15 protein-coding genes and 2 pseudogenes are annotated in these 16577 nt (G+C 70.1%); 10 read left to right on the forward strand and 7 right to left on the reverse strand.

The annotated features are described in order from the left end of the window. Positions 1 to 75 precede the first annotated feature (75 nt). The gene (locus BCF44_RS06070) at positions 76 to 654 is read left to right on the forward strand and encodes a helix-turn-helix domain-containing protein (protein ID WP_379800064.1); all 579 of its coding nucleotides are present in this window, start codon (positions 76 to 78) and stop codon (positions 652 to 654) included. Here BCF44_RS06070 and BCF44_RS06075 read toward each other — a convergent pair. After that, entirely contained in the window at positions 651 to 1172 is a 522-nt protein-coding gene (locus tag BCF44_RS06075; protein ID WP_116173117.1) for a YdcF family protein, read from the reverse strand. The genes BCF44_RS06070 and BCF44_RS06075 overlap by 4 nt on opposite strands. Before the next feature lie 62 nt (positions 1173 to 1234). On the opposite strand from BCF44_RS06075, the gene pyrH reads away from it, so the two are divergent. The 3 genes and pseudogenes from pyrH (at position 1235) to ligD (ending at position 3362) form a co-directional block, all read left to right on the forward strand. Further along, positions 1235 to 1978: a UMP kinase gene (gene pyrH, locus BCF44_RS06080; RefSeq protein WP_116173118.1), complete on the forward strand. Its 744-nt coding sequence runs from the start codon at positions 1235 to 1237 to the stop codon at positions 1976 to 1978. Positions 1979 to 1988: 10 nt separating this feature from the next. After that, positions 1989 to 2420, forward strand: a pseudogene (locus BCF44_RS55330) (DNA polymerase ligase N-terminal domain-containing protein); the annotation flags it as partial. A 36-nt stretch (positions 2421 to 2456) separates the two neighbouring features. Then, positions 2457 to 3362: a non-homologous end-joining DNA ligase gene (gene ligD / locus BCF44_RS06085; RefSeq protein WP_170217399.1), complete on the forward strand. Its 906-nt coding sequence runs from the start codon at positions 2457 to 2459 to the stop codon at positions 3360 to 3362. Here the strand turns inward: ligD and BCF44_RS06090 are convergent. Then, entirely contained in the window at positions 3349 to 4221 is an 873-nt protein-coding gene (locus tag BCF44_RS06090) for an NAD-dependent protein deacetylase (protein ID WP_116173120.1), read from the reverse strand. The genes ligD and BCF44_RS06090 overlap by 14 nt on opposite strands. A 15-nt stretch (positions 4222 to 4236) precedes the next feature. After that, positions 4237 to 5328: pseudogene (locus BCF44_RS06095) on the reverse strand (transcription termination factor Rho, short form); the annotation flags it as partial. Positions 5329 to 5587: 259 nt separating this feature from the next. Between BCF44_RS06095 and BCF44_RS06100 the strand changes: the two are divergent. Continuing rightward, positions 5588 to 6262, forward strand: coding sequence for a hypothetical protein (locus BCF44_RS06100; RefSeq protein WP_116173122.1), 675 nt, complete (start codon positions 5588 to 5590; stop codon positions 6260 to 6262). On the opposite strand, the gene BCF44_RS06105 is transcribed toward BCF44_RS06100, so the two are convergent. Further along, positions 6240 to 7058, reverse strand: coding sequence for a helix-turn-helix transcriptional regulator (locus BCF44_RS06105; RefSeq protein ID WP_116173123.1), 819 nt, complete (start codon positions 7056 to 7058; stop codon positions 6240 to 6242). The genes BCF44_RS06100 and BCF44_RS06105 overlap by 23 nt on opposite strands. Before the next feature lie 113 nt (positions 7059 to 7171). Between BCF44_RS06105 and BCF44_RS06110 the strand changes: the two genes are divergently transcribed. Together BCF44_RS06110 and BCF44_RS06115 are read left to right on the forward strand one after the other, a co-directional pair. Next, entirely contained in the window at positions 7172 to 8098 is a 927-nt protein-coding gene (locus BCF44_RS06110) for an SDR family NAD(P)-dependent oxidoreductase (protein ID WP_116173124.1), read from the forward strand. 19 nt (positions 8099 to 8117) lie between these two features. Next, positions 8118 to 10334 (forward strand): ATP-binding protein, encoded by a 2217-nt coding sequence (locus tag BCF44_RS06115; RefSeq protein ID WP_116173125.1) that lies wholly within the window; start codon positions 8118 to 8120, stop codon positions 10332 to 10334. Here the strand turns inward: BCF44_RS06115 and BCF44_RS06120 are convergent. Beyond that, positions 10326 to 11099 (reverse strand): pentapeptide repeat-containing protein, encoded by a 774-nt coding sequence (locus BCF44_RS06120; protein ID WP_170217361.1) that lies wholly within the window; start codon positions 11097 to 11099, stop codon positions 10326 to 10328. The genes BCF44_RS06115 and BCF44_RS06120 overlap by 9 nt on opposite strands. Before the next feature lie 109 nt (positions 11100 to 11208). Further along, positions 11209 to 11727 carry a MarR family winged helix-turn-helix transcriptional regulator gene (locus BCF44_RS06125; protein ID WP_116173127.1) on the reverse strand — a complete coding sequence of 173 codons (519 nt, stop codon included), beginning with the start codon at positions 11725 to 11727 and terminating at the stop codon, positions 11209 to 11211. 56 nt (positions 11728 to 11783) lie between these two features. Between BCF44_RS06125 and BCF44_RS06130 the strand changes: the two genes are divergently transcribed. Continuing rightward, entirely contained in the window at positions 11784 to 12500 is a 717-nt protein-coding gene (locus BCF44_RS06130) for an SDR family NAD(P)-dependent oxidoreductase (protein ID WP_116173128.1), read from the forward strand. A 14-nt stretch (positions 12501 to 12514) separates the two neighbouring features. Here the strand turns inward: BCF44_RS06130 and BCF44_RS06135 are convergent, their stop codons facing one another. Next, on the reverse strand, positions 12515 to 14284 hold the full coding sequence (locus tag BCF44_RS06135) for a galactose-binding domain-containing protein (protein ID WP_116173129.1): 1770 nt from the start codon (positions 14282 to 14284) through the stop codon (positions 12515 to 12517). 243 nt (positions 14285 to 14527) lie between these two features. Here BCF44_RS06135 and BCF44_RS58920 point away from each other — a divergent pair, with 243 nt between their 5' ends. Both BCF44_RS58920 and BCF44_RS06145 read left to right on the forward strand, forming a co-directional pair. Then, positions 14528 to 15880 carry a beta-1,3-glucanase family protein gene (locus BCF44_RS58920; protein ID WP_116173130.1) on the forward strand — a complete coding sequence of 451 codons (1353 nt, stop codon included), beginning with the start codon at positions 14528 to 14530 and terminating at the stop codon, positions 15878 to 15880. Positions 15881 to 15945: 65 nt separating this feature from the next. After that, complete coding sequence (locus tag BCF44_RS06145; RefSeq protein ID WP_116173131.1) at positions 15946 to 16563, forward strand: P-loop nucleotide/nucleoside kinase family protein; 618 nt, start codon at positions 15946 to 15948, stop codon at positions 16561 to 16563. Positions 16564 to 16577: the final 14 nt, after the last annotated feature.

Raw genomic sequence — 16577 nt, forward strand, 5'->3', positions numbered from 1 at the left:
AGGGAAAGCCCCCTTCCCTGCGTTGAAATCCGTGCCGATTTGACAAACTCCGTTGCTGAAACTGCAATGGAAGGCATGGACGAGCTGGAGCAGGTGCTGACCGAGGTGGGCCCCCGGCTGCGGGCCCTGCGCGAGAGCCGCAGCGTCACGCTGGCAGCCCTGTCCAAGGCCACCGGCATCTCGGTCAGCACCCTGTCCCGGCTGGAGTCCGGCGGCCGCAAACCCAGCCTGGAGCTGCTGCTCCCGCTGGCCAAGGCGCACCAGGTGCCGCTGGACGAGCTGGTCGGCGCGCCGCCGACGGGGGACCCGCGGGTGCACCTCCAGCCGATGCGCCGCGGCGACGAGACGATCATCCCGCTGAACCGCCAGCCGGGCGGCCTCCGCGCGTTCAAGCACATCATCCCGGCCAACAGCCGACTCACGCCGGAGCCGAAGACGCACGAGGGCTACGAGTGGATGTACGTGCTGAACGGGCGGCTGCGGCTGGTCCTCGGCCAGCACGACGTGATTATGAAGACGGGCGAGGTGGCGGAGTTCGACACGCACGTGCCGCACTGGTTCGGCAACGGCGACGACCGCCCGGTGGAGATCCTCAGCCTGTTCGGCCCCCAGGGCGAGCGGATGCACGTCCGCGCGGCCCCCAAGCAGTCCTAACAGGCCGTCTGGAAGGCCAGGGCCTTCACGCTGGCCGCCCACTGGTACGGGATCTGCCGGAACCAGTACAGCCACGGCAGCGGCGACTCCGCCACGTACACGGTGCCGGGGAAGCACCGGCCGATCCGCAGCCGCGCGCGCAGGGCGTGGTCGGGCGTGGTGACGATGATGATCGACTTCCAGTGCCGCTGCGCCGCCGTGGCCGCGATGTAGTGCGCCTCGCCGCGCGTGGTGCCGGGTTTCGGGTTGAAACACAGCACCTCGACGTCGGGCGTCGCCGGCAGGCAGGTGTGCTTGCCGTCCTCCAGTTGGGTCGTCGACTGCACGACCACGGGCGCCCGCCCCTGATGCACCAGCGCCATCGTGGCGGCGTCGCGGATGCCCGGCCCGGCGAGCTCGATGATGGCGTCGACGTGCGCCGGCAGCGGTGGCAGGTCGGGCGCCACGAAGATCCGGACCGTCGCCACCCCGAACAGGACGACCGCCAGGACGGCGACGACAGCGAGCTTGCGGCGCATAGCCGCTACATCGTTCGGTCGCACGGAGACGTTGCCATCCACAACGTCTACCCTCGGGGGCCGTGCGTCGCATCGTGGTCAAGTTGAGCGGCCGGGCCATCGCCGGCCCGGACGAGTACGGGTTCAGCGCCGCCGCGCTGGACCACCTGGCGTCCGAAGTGGTCTCCGTGCGCCGGCTGGGTGTCCAGGTGGCGGTCGTGGTCGGCGGCGGCAACGTGTTCCGGGGCAACCGGTCCGACGCCTGGGGTATCGACCGGGTGGAGGCCGACAACATCGGCATGCTCGGCACCGTCATCAACAGCCTGCTGCTGCGCGGCCGCCTGACCGCGCTGGGCGAGCCGGACGTGCGGGTGATGACCGCGGTGCCGATCGACGCCGTCGCCGAGCCGTACATCCGGCTGCGCGCGATGCACCATCTGGAGAAAGGGGCGGTGGTCGTGCTGGCCGCCGGGATCGGCCAACCGTTCGTCACCACTGACTACCCCAGCGTGCAGCGGGCCATCGAGGTCGACGCGGACGCGCTGCTGGTCGCCAAGCACGGCGTCGACGGCGTCTACGACAGCGACCCGCACAAGCACCCCGAGGCGCTGCGGTTCCGCAAGCTGACGTACGCCCACGTGCTGGAGCAGGGGCTGGCCGTGATGGACCAGTCCGCGTTCATCCTGGCCCGCGACCACAAGCTGCCGATGCACGTGTTCGACATCGAGCAGAGCGGCGTGATGGCGGCGATCTGCCGTGGCGAGCGGCGCGGCACCTACATCGGGCCGGACGTGGAACGCTCTGCCCACGCGTTCGATCGGCGGTAGCCTGGCCGGCATGGCCGATCTCGGCGAGTACCGGCGGAAACGGGATGCCCGGCGCACCCCGGAGCCGGTGCCGGCGGAGGGCCCGCTGCCGGTCGGTGACGACGACGTCTTCGTGGTGCAGGAGCACCACGCCACCCGCCTGCACTACGACGTGCGCTTCGAGCGGGACGGCGTGCTGGTGTCGTGGGCGGTGCCGAAGGGGCTGGTGATGAGCCCCGGCGCGGTGCGCCTGGCCGTGCACACCGAGGATCACCCGATGGAGTACGCCGCCTTCGAGGGGGACATCCCCAAGAAGGAGTACGGCGGCGGCCATGTGTCCATTTGGGACCGTGGCACCTACGAGACGCACAAGTGGACCGACTACGAGATCGACGTCACCTTCCACGGGGAGCGGCTGGACGGCCGCTATGTGTTCATCCAGAAGGAGGACAAGGACTGGCTGGTCCGCAAGCGCGGCAAGCGGGTCAACACCTCCACCATGGTCGAGGTCGAGGTCGAGGGCCGGCGGCTGAAGCTGACCAACCTGGAGAAGGTGCTCTACCCGGACGGCTTCACCAAGGCGCACGTCATCGACTACTACCGCCAGGTCGCGCCGTTCCTGCTGGACCACCTGGCCGAGCGGCCGGTCACGTTGAAGCGTTTTCCCGACGGCGTGGACGCGGAGTCGTTCTTCGAGAAGAACGTGTCCCGGCACGCGCCGGAGTGGTTGCGCACCATGACCCTGCCGACGCCGGGCAGCTCCCGGGGCGCGGAGACGCTGGACTTCGCGATGATCGATGACCTGCCGGGACTGGTGTGGGCGGCCAATCTCGCCGCCCTGGAGCTGCATATTCCACAGTGGACCGTCGGCCCGCGCGGCGGCGTGCGGGAGCCGGACCTGCTGGTGTTCGACCTGGATCCCGGGCCCGGCACCACGCTCCTCGAGTGCGCCCGGGCGGCGCTGGACATCCGGGAGATCCTGGCCGAGGACGGGCTCACCGGCTTCCCGAAGACCAGCGGCGCCAAGGGGATGCAGCTCTACGTGCCGGTGCGGGTGACGGTCGCCGAGCGAACCTCCGAGTACGCCAGGGAAGTCGCGCAGCGGCTGGCGTCGGAACACTCCGACCGGTACGTGGCCGTGATGGCCAAGGCGCGGCGGGCGGAGCGGGTCTTCGTTGACTGGAGCCAGAACAACACCGCCAAGACGACCATCGCGCCGTATTCGCTGCGGGCCCGCGACCTGCCGACGGTGTCCACGCCCGTCACCTGGCGCGAGGTGGAACGCTGCCGCAAGCCCGACGACCTGGTCTTCACCGCCCCGGATGTGCTGAAGCGGCTGGACAGGCACGGGGATCTGCTGGCCGAGCTGCACAAGGAGCCCGGCCGCCTGCCTACACGGCGCTGACCAGCTCCGTCAGGGCCTCGCCGAGCGGGCGGTCGACCCGGACCGTCGCCTCCTTGTCGCCGCGGGTGCGGCCGTGGTTGATGATCAGCACCGGCTTGCCGGCCTTCGCCGCGTGCCGCACGAAGCGCAGCCCGGACATGACCGTCAGCGAGGAACCCAGCACCAGCAAGGCATCGGAGTCGTCGACGAGCCGGTAACACTGCTCGACCCGGGGCCGCGGCACGTTCTCGCCGAAGAACACGACGTCCGGCTTGAGCACGCCCCGGTCGCAGTCCGTGCAGTCCACCAGCTCGAAACCGGCCACCACCTGCTCGTCCAGCTCGACGTCGCCGTCCGGGTTGATCCTGGTCGCCACGCCGCCGAAGGCGGGATTGGCGGTGTGCAGCCGGACATCCAGCTCGTCGCGGCCGGTCGTGGTGCGGCAGCCGAGGCAGATCACCCGGTCCAGGCTGCCGTGCAGCTCGATCACGTCCCTCGCGCCGGCCGCCTGGTGCAGGCCGTCGACGTTCTGCGTGATGACGCCCGTGAGAAAACCGCGTTGCTGCAAGGTGGCGACCGCGCGGTGGCCGTCGTTCGGGGCGGCCCGGGCGATGGTCCGCCAGCCGACGTGACTGCGGGCCCAGTATCGGCGCCGGCCGTGCTCGCTGGCGACGAAGTCGTCGTAGGTCATCGGGACGTGCCGCTTGAGGCGGCCGGTGTCGCTGCGGTAGTCGGGGATGCCCGACTCGGTGGAGATGCCGGCGCCGCTCAGGACGGCGACCCGACCGCGCCCGACGACGTCCACGACCTCGGCCAGGCTGGTGGTCCGGGGCAGCTCGGCGTCGGGGTCCGTCCAGGTCAGGGTGGGGCGAGTCCGCACCCACCCAGCTTACGTTCAGCGCGCCGGCGGTGTGGTCTGCGTGATCTGGACCAGGAAGTCGGCGTTCGTGCTGGTCTTGCGCAGGCCGTCGAGCAGCACGTCCACGTCGCGGCCGTCCAGCGCGCGGCGCATGCGGCGGGTCGCCGACAGCTCGGCCGGCGTCATCAGCAGCTCCTCGCGGCGGGTGCCGGACTGGGCCACGTCGACGGCGGGGAACACCCGCTTGGCGGCGGTCCTGCGGTCCAGGCGCAGCTCGGCGTTGCCGGTCGCCTTGAACTCCTCGAAGATCAGGTTGTCGCCCTGGGAGCCGGTGTCGACCAGTGCCGTAGCGAAGATCGTGAGCGAGCCGCCGTCCTCGATGTTGCGGGCCGCGCCGAGGAACTTCTTCGGCGGCACCAGGGCGCCCGCGTCGACGCCGCCGGACAGGATCCGGCCCGACTGCGGGGCCGCCAGGTTGTAGGCGCGGCCCAGCCGGGTCAGCGAGTCCAGCAGCACGACCACGTCCCGGCCGGCCTCGACCAGGCGCTTCGCGCGTTCGATGGCCAGCTCGGCGATGGCCGTGTGGTCCTTCGGCGGCTGGTCGAAGGTGGCCGCGATCACCTCGCCCGGGACCGCCCGGGCCATGTCCGTGACCTCCTCGGGGCGCTCGCCGACCAGCACCAGCATCAGGTGGCACTCCGGGTGGTTCTTGCTGATGCCGTGGGCGATCGCCTGGAGGACGGAGGTCTTGCCCGCCTTCGGCGGGGCGACGATCAGGGCCCGCTGGCCCTTGCCGACCGGCATCACCAGGTCCGCGACGCGGGTGGTGAGCAGGTGCGGCTCGGTCTCCAGGCGGAGCCTTTCGTTGGGGTACAACGGAGTCAGGTCCGCGAACCGGGGCCTCCTGTACCCCGGCGCCTGCCCGTTGACCTGGGTCACCTGGGTCAGTTTCCCTGCGGCGGTGGCCTTCCCGCTCACGGTGTCGCCGCGGCGCAGGTCGTGTTCGCGGACCTGGGCGGTCGTCACCTGCACGTCGTCCGGGCCGGGCAGATAGCCGTCGACCCGGAGGAAGGCTCGGTTTCCGACGATGTCGAGGATGCCGCCGACATCCTCGAGCGCGGTGCTTTCGTTGCTGTTCATGGGTTTGTGTTCCTTGCTTTCGATGGATGCGGCGGACGTGCCGCGGATAGAGATCGGCCCAAGGCTGGATCTCGGTGGAGAGGCTCCTCGGTGGGGGATCAGCTCCGCACCCACCCGAGGTAGACGCTTCGGATGGTAGAGCAGAAGCTGCGCGCCGCGCAACTGTGTGCCCGAAACCGCATTTCGGTGTGTCCGAGAGCGCGACTCGCCGGGGTGGGGGTTGATCAAGTGGCCTATCGTTCTCGGCATGGAGCGGGCCGAGATCGTGGCGGTGTGGGCGGGGGAGATCGCCTCAACGACGGGACCGCTGCCGGGCAGTCAACTCGATGCGATGCCCACGCCCTACGGCTGGTGCGGTCGGGTCCACGGCACGACACCGCACCTCGCGAACGCCGCCACCGGCCGGATCGCCGAGGTATACGGGCTGCCGACCAACGCCGTCATCGTGGAAACAACGGACGGCGGCGGCGTATTCCTGTGGGCCTACCGGACGCCGTCGGCGGCCGACTACCACCGGCACTGGCCGCAGCCGGTGATCGACGGCACCGAGTTCACCGACGTCGCCCGCTCGGGCTCCGGCAGCAGCCTGCTCGACTACGTTCGGCTGACCGAGATGGCCCGCAAGCACCAGGCCGACTGGCGCGACCTGCGCGGCGGCCGGCCCGTCGACGTGCAGCGCTTCACCCGCCGGCTCACCCTGCTGCGCGCCGGCGTCTTCGACATCCTCGCCCGCTCGCGGCCCGACCAGGTCCGCGAGGTGCTGCTCCGCGTCGGCGTCCCGGCCGAGTCGCTGCCCGACGACGTGCTGCGCGCCCTCGACTACCCGATCGGCGGCCTTCCGACCGTGCCCCGCGCCCGCGGCGTCGCCTTCGCCCCGGACAACGACCGCACGGACCGCATCAGCGGCTCCCCGAACTCCTGACCTCGGCGCGGGCGGGGAGCAGGCCGAGCGCCTGGGCGCGCAGCACCGCCGTCAGCCGGTCGGTCGCGGCGAGCTTCCGGTAGAGGTTCTCGGTGTGCTTGTGCACGGTGCGGTTCGAGATCCCCAGCCGGCGGCCGATCGCCTCGGCGGTCATGCCGTCGCCGAGCAGGCTCAGCACGGCGACCTCCCGCGGCGTCAGCCTCGTTTCGGTGACGGAGTCGACCGGTTGCGCGTCCTCGCGCATGGCCTCGCCCCACTCGGCGAGCTGCCGCACGAACCGATCGACGCTCACCAGCAGCGGTTGCAGCCGCTGGACGTAGGTGCGCTCGCGGTCGTCGAAGTCGCCGCCGTCACGGTGCACGACGAACGTCCGGAACCGGCCCCGCGAGGTGGTGGGCAGCGGAATGGCGATGTGCCGGACCACACCGACGGTCTCGTGCAGCGTCGCGTACGCCTCGGTGCGTCGCCACGCGCTCATCTCCACAACGTCCGTCACCGCGAGCGGGCGCTGGTCGCCGGTCTGGGCGTAGTGCCGGGCGAGCGGGTGCCCGCCCTCAAGTCCCTTACGCAGCAACGTGTTCAGCGGCAGTGAGCCGATCCACTCCGGTGCCCACGCGTCGATGCTCGCGGTGCCGGCGGCGCCGTCGACGTCGGACAGCAGCACCATGGTGCCGCCGAGCGACCGGGCCAGTTCGTCGGCCACCAGCGGCCACGGCGACTCGGGCGCCGCCGTGTCCATCACCGCGGCGGCGAGGTCGAGCATGCGTTCGTAGTCACGCGCAGACAGGCTGCCCATGGTTCCCCTCAGATTCGGACGTCGCCATGTATAGCGCACTTGCAACCGGACCCGGTTCCGCTTATCGTGAAAAGAGCGGAACTGGTTCCGCTTAGACCGCAGAAGGGCTGATCATGGCTGTTCCGTTCGGGTTCTCCAGCACCGCCGCCGAGGTGATCGACGGCGTCGACCTCGCCGGCAAACGGGCGGTCGTCACCGGCGGCGCGTCCGGCATCGGCGTCGAGACCGCGCGGGCCCTGGCCGGCGCGCACGCCGAGGTCACGCTGGCCGTCCGCGACGTCGAGGCCGGCCGCCGGGTCGCCGCCGACCTGCCCGGCGACGTACGGGTCGCCCACCTCGACCTTGCCGACCGGGCCTCCGTGGCGAAGTTCGTCGCCGACTGGGAGGGGCCGCTGCACATCCTCGTCTGCAACGCCGGGATCATGGCGACGCCCGAGCTGCGCACGCCCGAGGGCTGGGAGATGCAGTTCGCCACCAACCACCTCGGTCACTTCGCGCTGGCCGTCGGCCTGCACGACGTGTTCGCGCCGGGGTCGAGGGTGGTGGTTGTCAGTTCCCGCGGGCACCTCAGCGGAGACATCGACCTCGACGACGTCAACTTCGAGCACCGGCCCTACGACCGCTGGCAGGCGTACAGCGCGTCCAAGACGGCCAACGTCCTGTTCGCGGTCGAGGCCGCCCGGCGCTGGGCCGCCGACGGCATCGCCGTCAACGCCCTCATGCCCGGCCGGATCCGTACCAACCTGATGCGGCACATCGGCGACGAGACCACCGCCGCGGCCCCGTCCTCGTTCGGCGCCACCGACCCGGCGCTGATGTGGAAGACGATCGAGCAAGGCGCCGCCACCTCCGTCCTGCTGGCCGCCTCGCCGTACGTCGAGGGCATCACGGGCCGCTACTTCGAGGACTGCCAACCCGCCGACCTCAACGAACCCGGCACCCTCGCCGGCGTCGCCCCCTACGCCGTCGACCCCGCCCGCGCCACCCGTCTCTGGCGCCTCTCCCGCCAGCTTCTGACAACCCCCACGAGTCCCGCGTGAAATCCGGCAGACTGAAGGCATGGTGGACATCACGGGGCTTCGCAATCCTTACGACTACGCGAACCCGGTGCGGACCGTCGAGTACTTCGCCGGTCGCGGCTCGCAGTTGGCCACGATCGACTACGTGCTCAAGCAGGCGGGCACCACGCGCCCCGTCGGGTACCTGGCGTTGTACGGCCGACGCGCGGCAGGCAAGACCAGCCTGCTGAACATGACCGAGAAGCTGGCCGCCGAGCGCGGCTACCTTGTCGCGCGGGCGAATCTCGTTCCGGCGAACGCCGATCCGGCGAGCTTCTTCGCCACGGTGTACGAGGAGCTGATCGGCGCGGTCGCCGGTGTGTGCGAGTTGACCAGCCCGGACGGCCGGAAGATCACGCCACGCGTGGTGCGCCGGATCATCGAGGGCGGTCCGGTCGACGGCGACTTCCCGTTGGAGTTCCCGGAGAACCTCGCCCACGCGATCACCGGCGGCCAACTGTCGGAGATGGCGCTGCGCAACGACCTCCGCCACCTGATGGAGCTGGTCGGCCGGCCCATCGTGCTGCTGGTCGACGAGGCGCAGATGATCGCCGACCGGCCGGACGTCCTTTCCCTGCTGCGGACGCTGGGCATGCGGCTGGAGGGCTACGTGCTCGTGCTCGCGGGCACGCCGGAACTGGTGGCGCGGATCAACGAGGTCTTCGACTTTCTGCTCCGCCAGTTCGAGTTCGTCAGGGTCGAACGATTCTCCGAGGCCGCCGACGTGGTGCAGTGCATGGCGCGGCCGCTGGAGGCTGTCGGTCTGGATCCGTCACGATGTTTCGGCCGCCCGGTCGAGGACGTCGCCAGCGACCTGATGCCGCTGACCGACGGCAATCCGTACGAGATCCAGTTGTTCTGCCATGTCATGTTCGCCCGGTGGCAGACCGACGGCGCCGCCACCATGGTCCTGACGGCTCAGGCCGTCGACGACGTACGGGCGACCCTGGACGTCGGAAACGAGCACGTCGACCGCCCGTTGGTCAAGGCCGTCCGGCAGATGTCGGACGAGGCGCTGCTGGCGCTCAACATCTGGTGCTCAGCCCTGGAACAGGCCACCGTCGACGAGATCCGGTTCGCTTCCCGCGTGTCCGGCGCCATCGCTCTGGACGCGGATCAGCTGGACCGCCACCTCGACGGGTTCGTCCGCGACGGCCTGATCGAGCTGGTCAACAACACGGTTCGGCTGATCGGCGACGCGGCCGAACACATCTGGGTCCGGTTGTCGACCGTACAGCGACTGGGCCCGCGGGCCTCCATTCTGCTCAGTTCGGTCAACTTCAGGTACCTGCTCGCCTCGCAGCTGTGGAGGCTGTTGGACCACCACGTGCTGGGCGGTGACCGATGGCTGTTGCGCACCTGCTGCCTGGCAATGCGCTCGGAGCTGCTGGACCAGGGCGTGCTCGACCTCCGCGAACTGCCCGCCGACCGCGAGATCAGCTATACCGTCGAGTATCTGCACGAGGCGATCCTCGAATCCGCGATGCCGCAGGCGTTGCACCTGACCAGCGTCGAGTGCTCGTACGGGGAGACGACGGCGACCCGGTGGATCTGTCGCGGGGCCGCCGATGATTTCGACCTCGACGCCGACCCGGCGTTCCGGGCGGCGCAGGAGCGGATAGCCGGGCTCGGTGGGGTCCTGCGGGCCGAGCGCAGCACGATTCCGCTCAAACCGATGGCCGAGATCGTCGAGTGGCTCGTCGAGAGGTTCGACTATCCCGAGAAGCGGCCGCACATGGCCCATCGTCACGTGTCGGCGGCATTGGACGCCTATGAGGTCGGCGACATCGTCGCCACTTTCTCGCACCTGGACACCGCCTTTCGCCTGTTCCCGTACTGGGGTCCCGCGAACAACCTCGCGTACCTCAACCTCGTCGCGGGTGACTATTCGGCCGCTCGGGACTGGGTGCGCCGTGCGGTGCCGCTGAGCAAGGCCGCTGACCAACGAGCGCTGAGCCGTTACAACGGTGGCGTCGCCGCCGCGCTGGAAGGTGATTGGGACGGGGCACGCGCACTGCTCGCCGACGCTGCGGCAGATCTCGAACACCGGTCGCCGCTCGAGGAGGACACCGGGGTCACGCACCTGATGATTCCGGCGTTCGAGGACCGCGTCGTGGTGCACGAGGTGAGGGATCCGGATTTGGCCGACGCGATTGCCCGGGCCCGTGACGTGGTCGAGCTCGCGGAGCGGTTCGAGCGTTTGCGCGGGTCAGCCTGACCGGACGCCGTGCTCGGCCGGGACGAACCCGTCCGGCCAGCGGGTCGACGCGTCCGCGACCGCGGCCGACAGGCGGGCGCCGGCAAGTGTCGCCTCGCGCAGGTCGGCCGCCGACAAGTCGGCGCGCCGTAGGTCGGCGTCGCTGAGGTCGGCGCCCCTCAACACCGCGCCGCGCAGGGTGGTGTCGGACAGGTCCGTGCCGGCGAGGAACGCGTTGGCCAACCGGGCCGTGGGCAGGCGCGCGCCGGTCAGTCGGGCGCCGGCCAGGTCGACGCCCACCGTCCAGTCACGTCGGGTCAGAACCTGCAAACCGGCCCGCACGTCGCGCGGCAGTTCACCATCGGCGCACGCACCGTCGCGCACGAAGGCGGAAAGGATCTCGGCGATCCGCGGCCGTTCGGTCGGGTCGTCGTCGGCGATCCGGTCCATGGCGTAGACACCGCCGAGTCGCAACGCCACCGCGTCGTCGTTGGCCAACTGCTCGACGGCCTTGGCGAACGCCTCCGTCACGGCCGCCCGTCGTCCGATGCGCTGCTGACCGCGCGCGATCAGCATCTGCCGCCATGCCGTCACCGCGCCGAACACCAGCAGAATTCCGCCGACCGCCTGGAGCAACGCGGTGCGGATCGCGCCCTCGGCCAGGATCTGCTCGTTCGCGCCCAGCCGGGCCGCGGCGGGCGAGAAACCCAGCAGCCAACTGGGGAGTGAGCCGAACGCCGCCGCGACGAGCATGACCAGAGCGGTCGCCGCCAGTCCGATCGACACCCAGCCGACTGTCCTGAACACACCACGCATGCGCGGACCTCCAACGGCGAACGACGTCCGACTTCGGGGGTCGGCGGGCGGGCATGGTGCTCACTTGGCCGTGGGCAGCCTACCCGTGCAAGGCGGCGTCGATCTTGGCCAGGCAGGTGGCGAGGGCGGAGCGTTCCGCGTCGCTCAGGGCCTCCACCAAGCGGGACTCGTGTTCCAACAGCCGGCGGACGGCCGTCTCGATCAACTGGTGACCGGCGTCGGTGAGCCGGACGGCGACGGCGCGGCGCGAGGCGGTCGACGGCGACCGGGATACGAGGCCGGCCTCCTCGGCGCGGGCGATCCGCTGCGAGATGGCGCCGGCGGTGACGAGGGTGCGGTCGGTGATCTCACGGGTGGTCAGCTCGTACGGGCGCCCGGCGCGCCGGATGACGCTGAGCAGGTCCAGCGTGGACGGGTCGAGGTCGAGCGCGGCGAGGGTTCGCCGCCGGTCGTCGGCCAGGGCCTTGGCGGTGCGCCACAAGGGCGTGATCACGGCGATGGAGTCGGTGCGGGCGCCGGGAAGCTCTCGCGCCCACGAGTCGGCGATGTCCGAGACGGGCCAGGTCGACGGGGGATCGTCGAGTGGGTAGTTGGACATTGCCGCCGCCTCCCGGTTACGTTTAGCACTAAACGTATCAGACGAGGGGGTGCGGGATGGCACGCACGGTGCTGGTCACGGGCGGCAGCCGTGGGATCGGACGGGCGGTGGCGGCCCGGTTCCGACAGGCGGGCGACCGGGTGGTGATCACCGGCCGCGACGCCGCCAAGCTGACCGGGACGGCGAGCGAGATCGACGCCGAGGCGGTCGTGTGCGACGCGGCGGATCCACGTCAGGTGCGCGAACTCGCGGAGGCGGTCGGTGAGCTGGACGTGCTGGTCAACATGGCCGGCGGCAACACCGACATCGGCCGCGAGAAGCCCGAGGGTCTCGACGCGGTCGCGGCGGCCTGGCGGGACAACCTCGACGCCAACCTGCTCGGCGCGGTCCTCACGACGACGGCGGTGCTCGGCAGTCTCAACCCGGGCGGCACCGTGATCAACGTCGGGTCGATCGCAGCGGAGTACGCCGGCAGTGCGTACGGCGCAGCGAAAGCCGCATTGGCGGCGTGGACCGCCGGCCTGTCGGCGGAGATCGGACCGAGGGGCCTGACCGTCAACCTGATCTCGCCCGGCTACATCGAGGACACCGACTTCTTCCGCGGCCGGATGACCGAGCAGCGCCGCGACGCCCTCGTCGCCGCCACGCACACCCGCCGCGCCGGCAACCCGGACGACATCGCGGCGACGGTGGAATTCCTTGCCTCACCAGGGGCGCGGCACATCACCGGCCAGACGATCCACGTCAACGGGGGTGCGCACACCACCCGTTGACGTGGATCAGGGGCTCAGCTGCCGTAGACCTGGAACTCCCACAGCGAGTAACCCCACTGCGTGGCCCGCTGGGTGCCAAGCATCCGGACGTACCGGCCGGAGCCGGACACGGTCAGCGACTGCGGGCCGGCCGCGCCGGCGGTCACCGGCGTCAGATTGGTCCACGTGTTGTTGTCGTTGGACACCTGGATCTGGAACGCCTGCGCGTACGCGGTCTCCCAGTTCAGGTCGACTCGGCTGAGCTGGTGGCTGGCGCCGAGATCCACCTCGAGCCACTGCGGGTCGCTGAACTGCGACGACCAGCGGGTGCCGGTGTTGCCGTCGACGGCGTTGCCGGCGGTGAAGCTCGCGTTCTCCGACGACGAGGCGGTGGCGGCCTTTCCCTGTGACAGCAAGGTGTTCCCGGGTCCGCCGGTGGCCGGCGTGCCGTACACCGCCAGCTCGTACAGCGAGTCGCCCCATTGGGACGCCCGGCTGGTCGCGTTGACCCGCACGTACCGTGCCGTTCCCGACAGCGCCAGCGATTGGATATCCTGTGGCGAATTGTTGTTGGAGGCGGCCACCGCCCAGTTGTTGCCGTCGGTCGACGTCTGTATCTGGTACGCCGACGCGGCGGCGGCCTCCCAGGTCAGGGTCGCGTGGCTGAGGTTGTAGTTCTGGCCGAGGTCGACCTGGAGCCACTGCGGGTCGCTGAACCCGGACGACCACCGGGTGGTGAGGTCGCCGTCGGTGGCGTTGCCGGCCGGGAACTGCGCGCTCTCCGACGAGGACGCCGTGGTCGGCTTGCCCTGCGCGATGTTCGTGCCGTAGTTGGGGTTCTTGTTGTACACGGCCACGTAGTCGACGTTCAGCGAGCCGCCGGACGCCGTCGCCGCGTTGGGGCCGCCGCCGAACGCGGCCGGGAACGCGCCGCCGATGGCCAGGTCGAAGATGACGAAGAAGCTGTGGTCCACGGCGTTCGCCCAGGTGGCGGCGTCGACCTGGGTGGAGTTGAGGGTGAAGTACTGCGTGCCGTCGAGGTACCAGCGGATCTGCTCGGGCGAGGTGGAGCGGTCGATCTCCACCGCGTACGTGTGATAGCCGGTCTGGCAGCCGCCGCAGGCGCGTTCGCCGCTGCCGATGCCGGTGCCCTCGTTGCACGGACCGCCGGGGCTGACGCCGCAGTGCAGCGTGCCGAACACCGACGACCGGCCGTTGATGTCCTCGAGGATGTCGACCTCGCCGGAACCCGGCCACGGCACGCCGATACGCAGCGGGGCGCCCAACATCCAGAATGCCGGCCAATATCCGGCGCCGTTCGCCGTTGACAGATCGGGCTGCTGTATGGACGCCTGCACGCGGACGACGCCGCCGGGCTGGGCGCCGAAGCCGTCGGCCTGCGTCTCGACGCGGCCGGAAGTCCAGCCGGCGTTGGGATCGGTGCCGGAATGCAGCGCCTTGAGCACCAGGTGCCCGGCGCCGTCCTCGTAGACGTTGGACGTGCTGGTAGTGGTGGTCTCGATCTCGCCGGTGCCGAAGCTGGAGCCGGGACCGGCGTCGTAGCGCCAGGTTCCGGTGTCCAGCGCGGAGTTCGCGGCGCCGTTGAAGTCGTCGCTCCAGGTGGTGGTGAAGCCCGCGGGCGGCGCGGGCACGGCCGACGGCTGGGCGACGGCGTGGGGGGAAGCGGGCGCGGCCACGGCGGTCACGCCGAGCGCGCTGGTTGCAGTCAGGGTCAACGCGAGCAGGCCGGTGGCGAGCCGTCCGGGTGAGCGGACCAGGCGCGCGCACTTGTCCCTGATCGACATGGGCACTCCTTGGCAGGGGCGACCGCGTCTGGCGGGAGGCGTCACCGAGGCAGGGGACAGTTCTCGGAGCACGAGCGGGCGAGAGCGCTCTCACAACAGAGCATCTCCCTCGATTCCGATAACTGTCAAGGGGTGTGCCGCCAGTCGCGGCAACACCCTTGACATCCGGCCGTAATCGTATGAGCCTGCCCTTGCGAGAGCGCTCTCCCCACCCTGCCCCCTGCCGGCTCTGGAGAGGGACACATGTCCACCACCGCAACGCGGCGGCGTTGGCTGCGCGCGCCGCTGCTGCTCGTCGCCACCCTGGCGGCCACCTGCCTCGGCGCCCTGCCGGCGCACGCCGCCGGAACCCTGATATCGCAAGGCAAGACTGCCACCGCATCGTCCACAGAGAACGCCAGCTTCACCGCGCCCAACGCGGTCGACGGCAACACCGGCACCCGGTGGTCGTCCGCGTTCAGCGACCCGCAGTGGCTCGAGGTCGACCTCGGCGGCGCGGCCACGATCGACCAGATCGTGTTGAACTGGGAGACCGCCTACGCCAAGGCGTTCCAGATCCAGGTGTCCAGCGACAACGCCAATTGGACCAATCTGACGCCGGTGACCGCGGGCGCGGCCGGCGTGCAGACGCTCACCGTCACCGGGACCGGACGCTACGTGCGCGTGTACGGCACGCAACGCGCCACCCAGTGGGGATATTCGCTCTGGGAGTTCCAGGTCTACGGCACGATCACCGGCGGGGGAGGCGGTGGTGGCGGCGGCACCGGCGCGCCGCCGGACTCGTTCTGGGGCGACACCAGCACCATCCCGCCGGCGCAGAACGTGGTGATGGTGAAGGTGCTCAACCGCACCAACGGCAAGTACCCGGACAGCCAGGTGTTCTGGAGCTTCAACGGCCAGACCCATTCGATCGCCGAGCAGCCGTACGTCGACATGCCGGCCAATTCCGCCGGCCGCATGTACTTCTATCTGGGCACGCCCAACAGCCAGTACTACGACTTCATCGAGTTCACGGTCGGGCCGTCGGTGTTCAACGGCAACACCACGCGCGTCGACGCGTTCGGGCTGAAGCTGGCCCTGCGCCTGCACGCGCACGACGGCTACGACGTGCAGGTCGGCGAGGACTACCAGACGTTCCAGGAGGATCGCAGCGCCACGTTCCAGAAGTTCATCAACGAGGTGCCGACCGAGTTCAAGCAGTTGGCGCAGGTGCAGGCGCCGTACCGGATTCCCGCGCCGGGCAGCGTCGCCGCGTTCCAGCCGGGCGGGCAGTACGCCAACTACTTCACCAGTTACGCGCAGTCCGTCGGCGTCAACGAGACCACCCAGTTCATCTTCGGCTGCGCCAACACCATGGCAGGCAACCCGAACATGTGCGCCGCGCTGAACCGGCACACCGCGCAGCTGCCGTCGTCGCAGCAGCAGGACCCGACGCAGTTCTACCTGAACGCGCCGGCCAACTACTACGCGAAGTTCTGGCACGACCACAGCATCAACCACCTCGCGTACGGCTTCCCGTACGACGACGTGGCCGGGCAGTCGTCGTTCATCTCGCACGGCAACCCGCAGTGGCTGGAGGTCGCGGTCGGCTGGTGATTGTCGGCGCCGGTCGTGGGCGGGCTTTCCCGCCCACGACCGGTTCCGTCAGTAGCATTCGGCGAATGGCGCAGCTGATCCATCTGAACGGGCCGTCCGGTGTGGGGAAGTCGACGGTCGCCCGGATGTATGCCGACCGGCATCCCGGCGTGCTCAACCTCGACACCGATGTGGTCGTCGGTCTCATCGGCGGTTGGCGGGACAACTTCTGGGAGGCGCTGAAAGCGGGTCGGCTGCTCGCGATCGGCATGGCGGAGACGCATTTGTCGGCCGGGCACGATGTCGTGATGCCGCAACTAGCGACGAAGTGGGAAGAGGTCGAGGGTTTCCAGGCGGCCGCCGAGCGCGCCGGTGCGGAGTACCGCGAGATCGTGCTGATGGCTGACAAGCAACAGGCGATCGATCGGTTCGCCGGGCGTTCGACTGACGGTGAGGCGGCCCAGCACATCGCTGAGATCGTCGCGCGCGGTGGCGGCCCGGTGCTGCTGGAGCGGATCCATGATCATCTCACCGCGTATCTGATCGGCCGGCCGGATTGCGTGGTGGTGCCGACCGGCGGGCGCGATCCCGTCCAGACCCATGACGCCGTGCTGGCCGCGCTCGCCGAAAAAGCAGCCCCCGAATCAATTCAAGCGGAGCGGGCTGACAATTTGGGATGGCGGAGGTTCACGGCGGGCGGCTGAGCCGGAACTGTCAG

It is taken from the genome of Kutzneria buriramensis (assembly GCF_003387475.1).
In the GTDB taxonomy this organism is placed as follows: domain Bacteria; phylum Actinomycetota; class Actinomycetes; order Mycobacteriales; family Pseudonocardiaceae; genus Kutzneria; species Kutzneria buriramensis.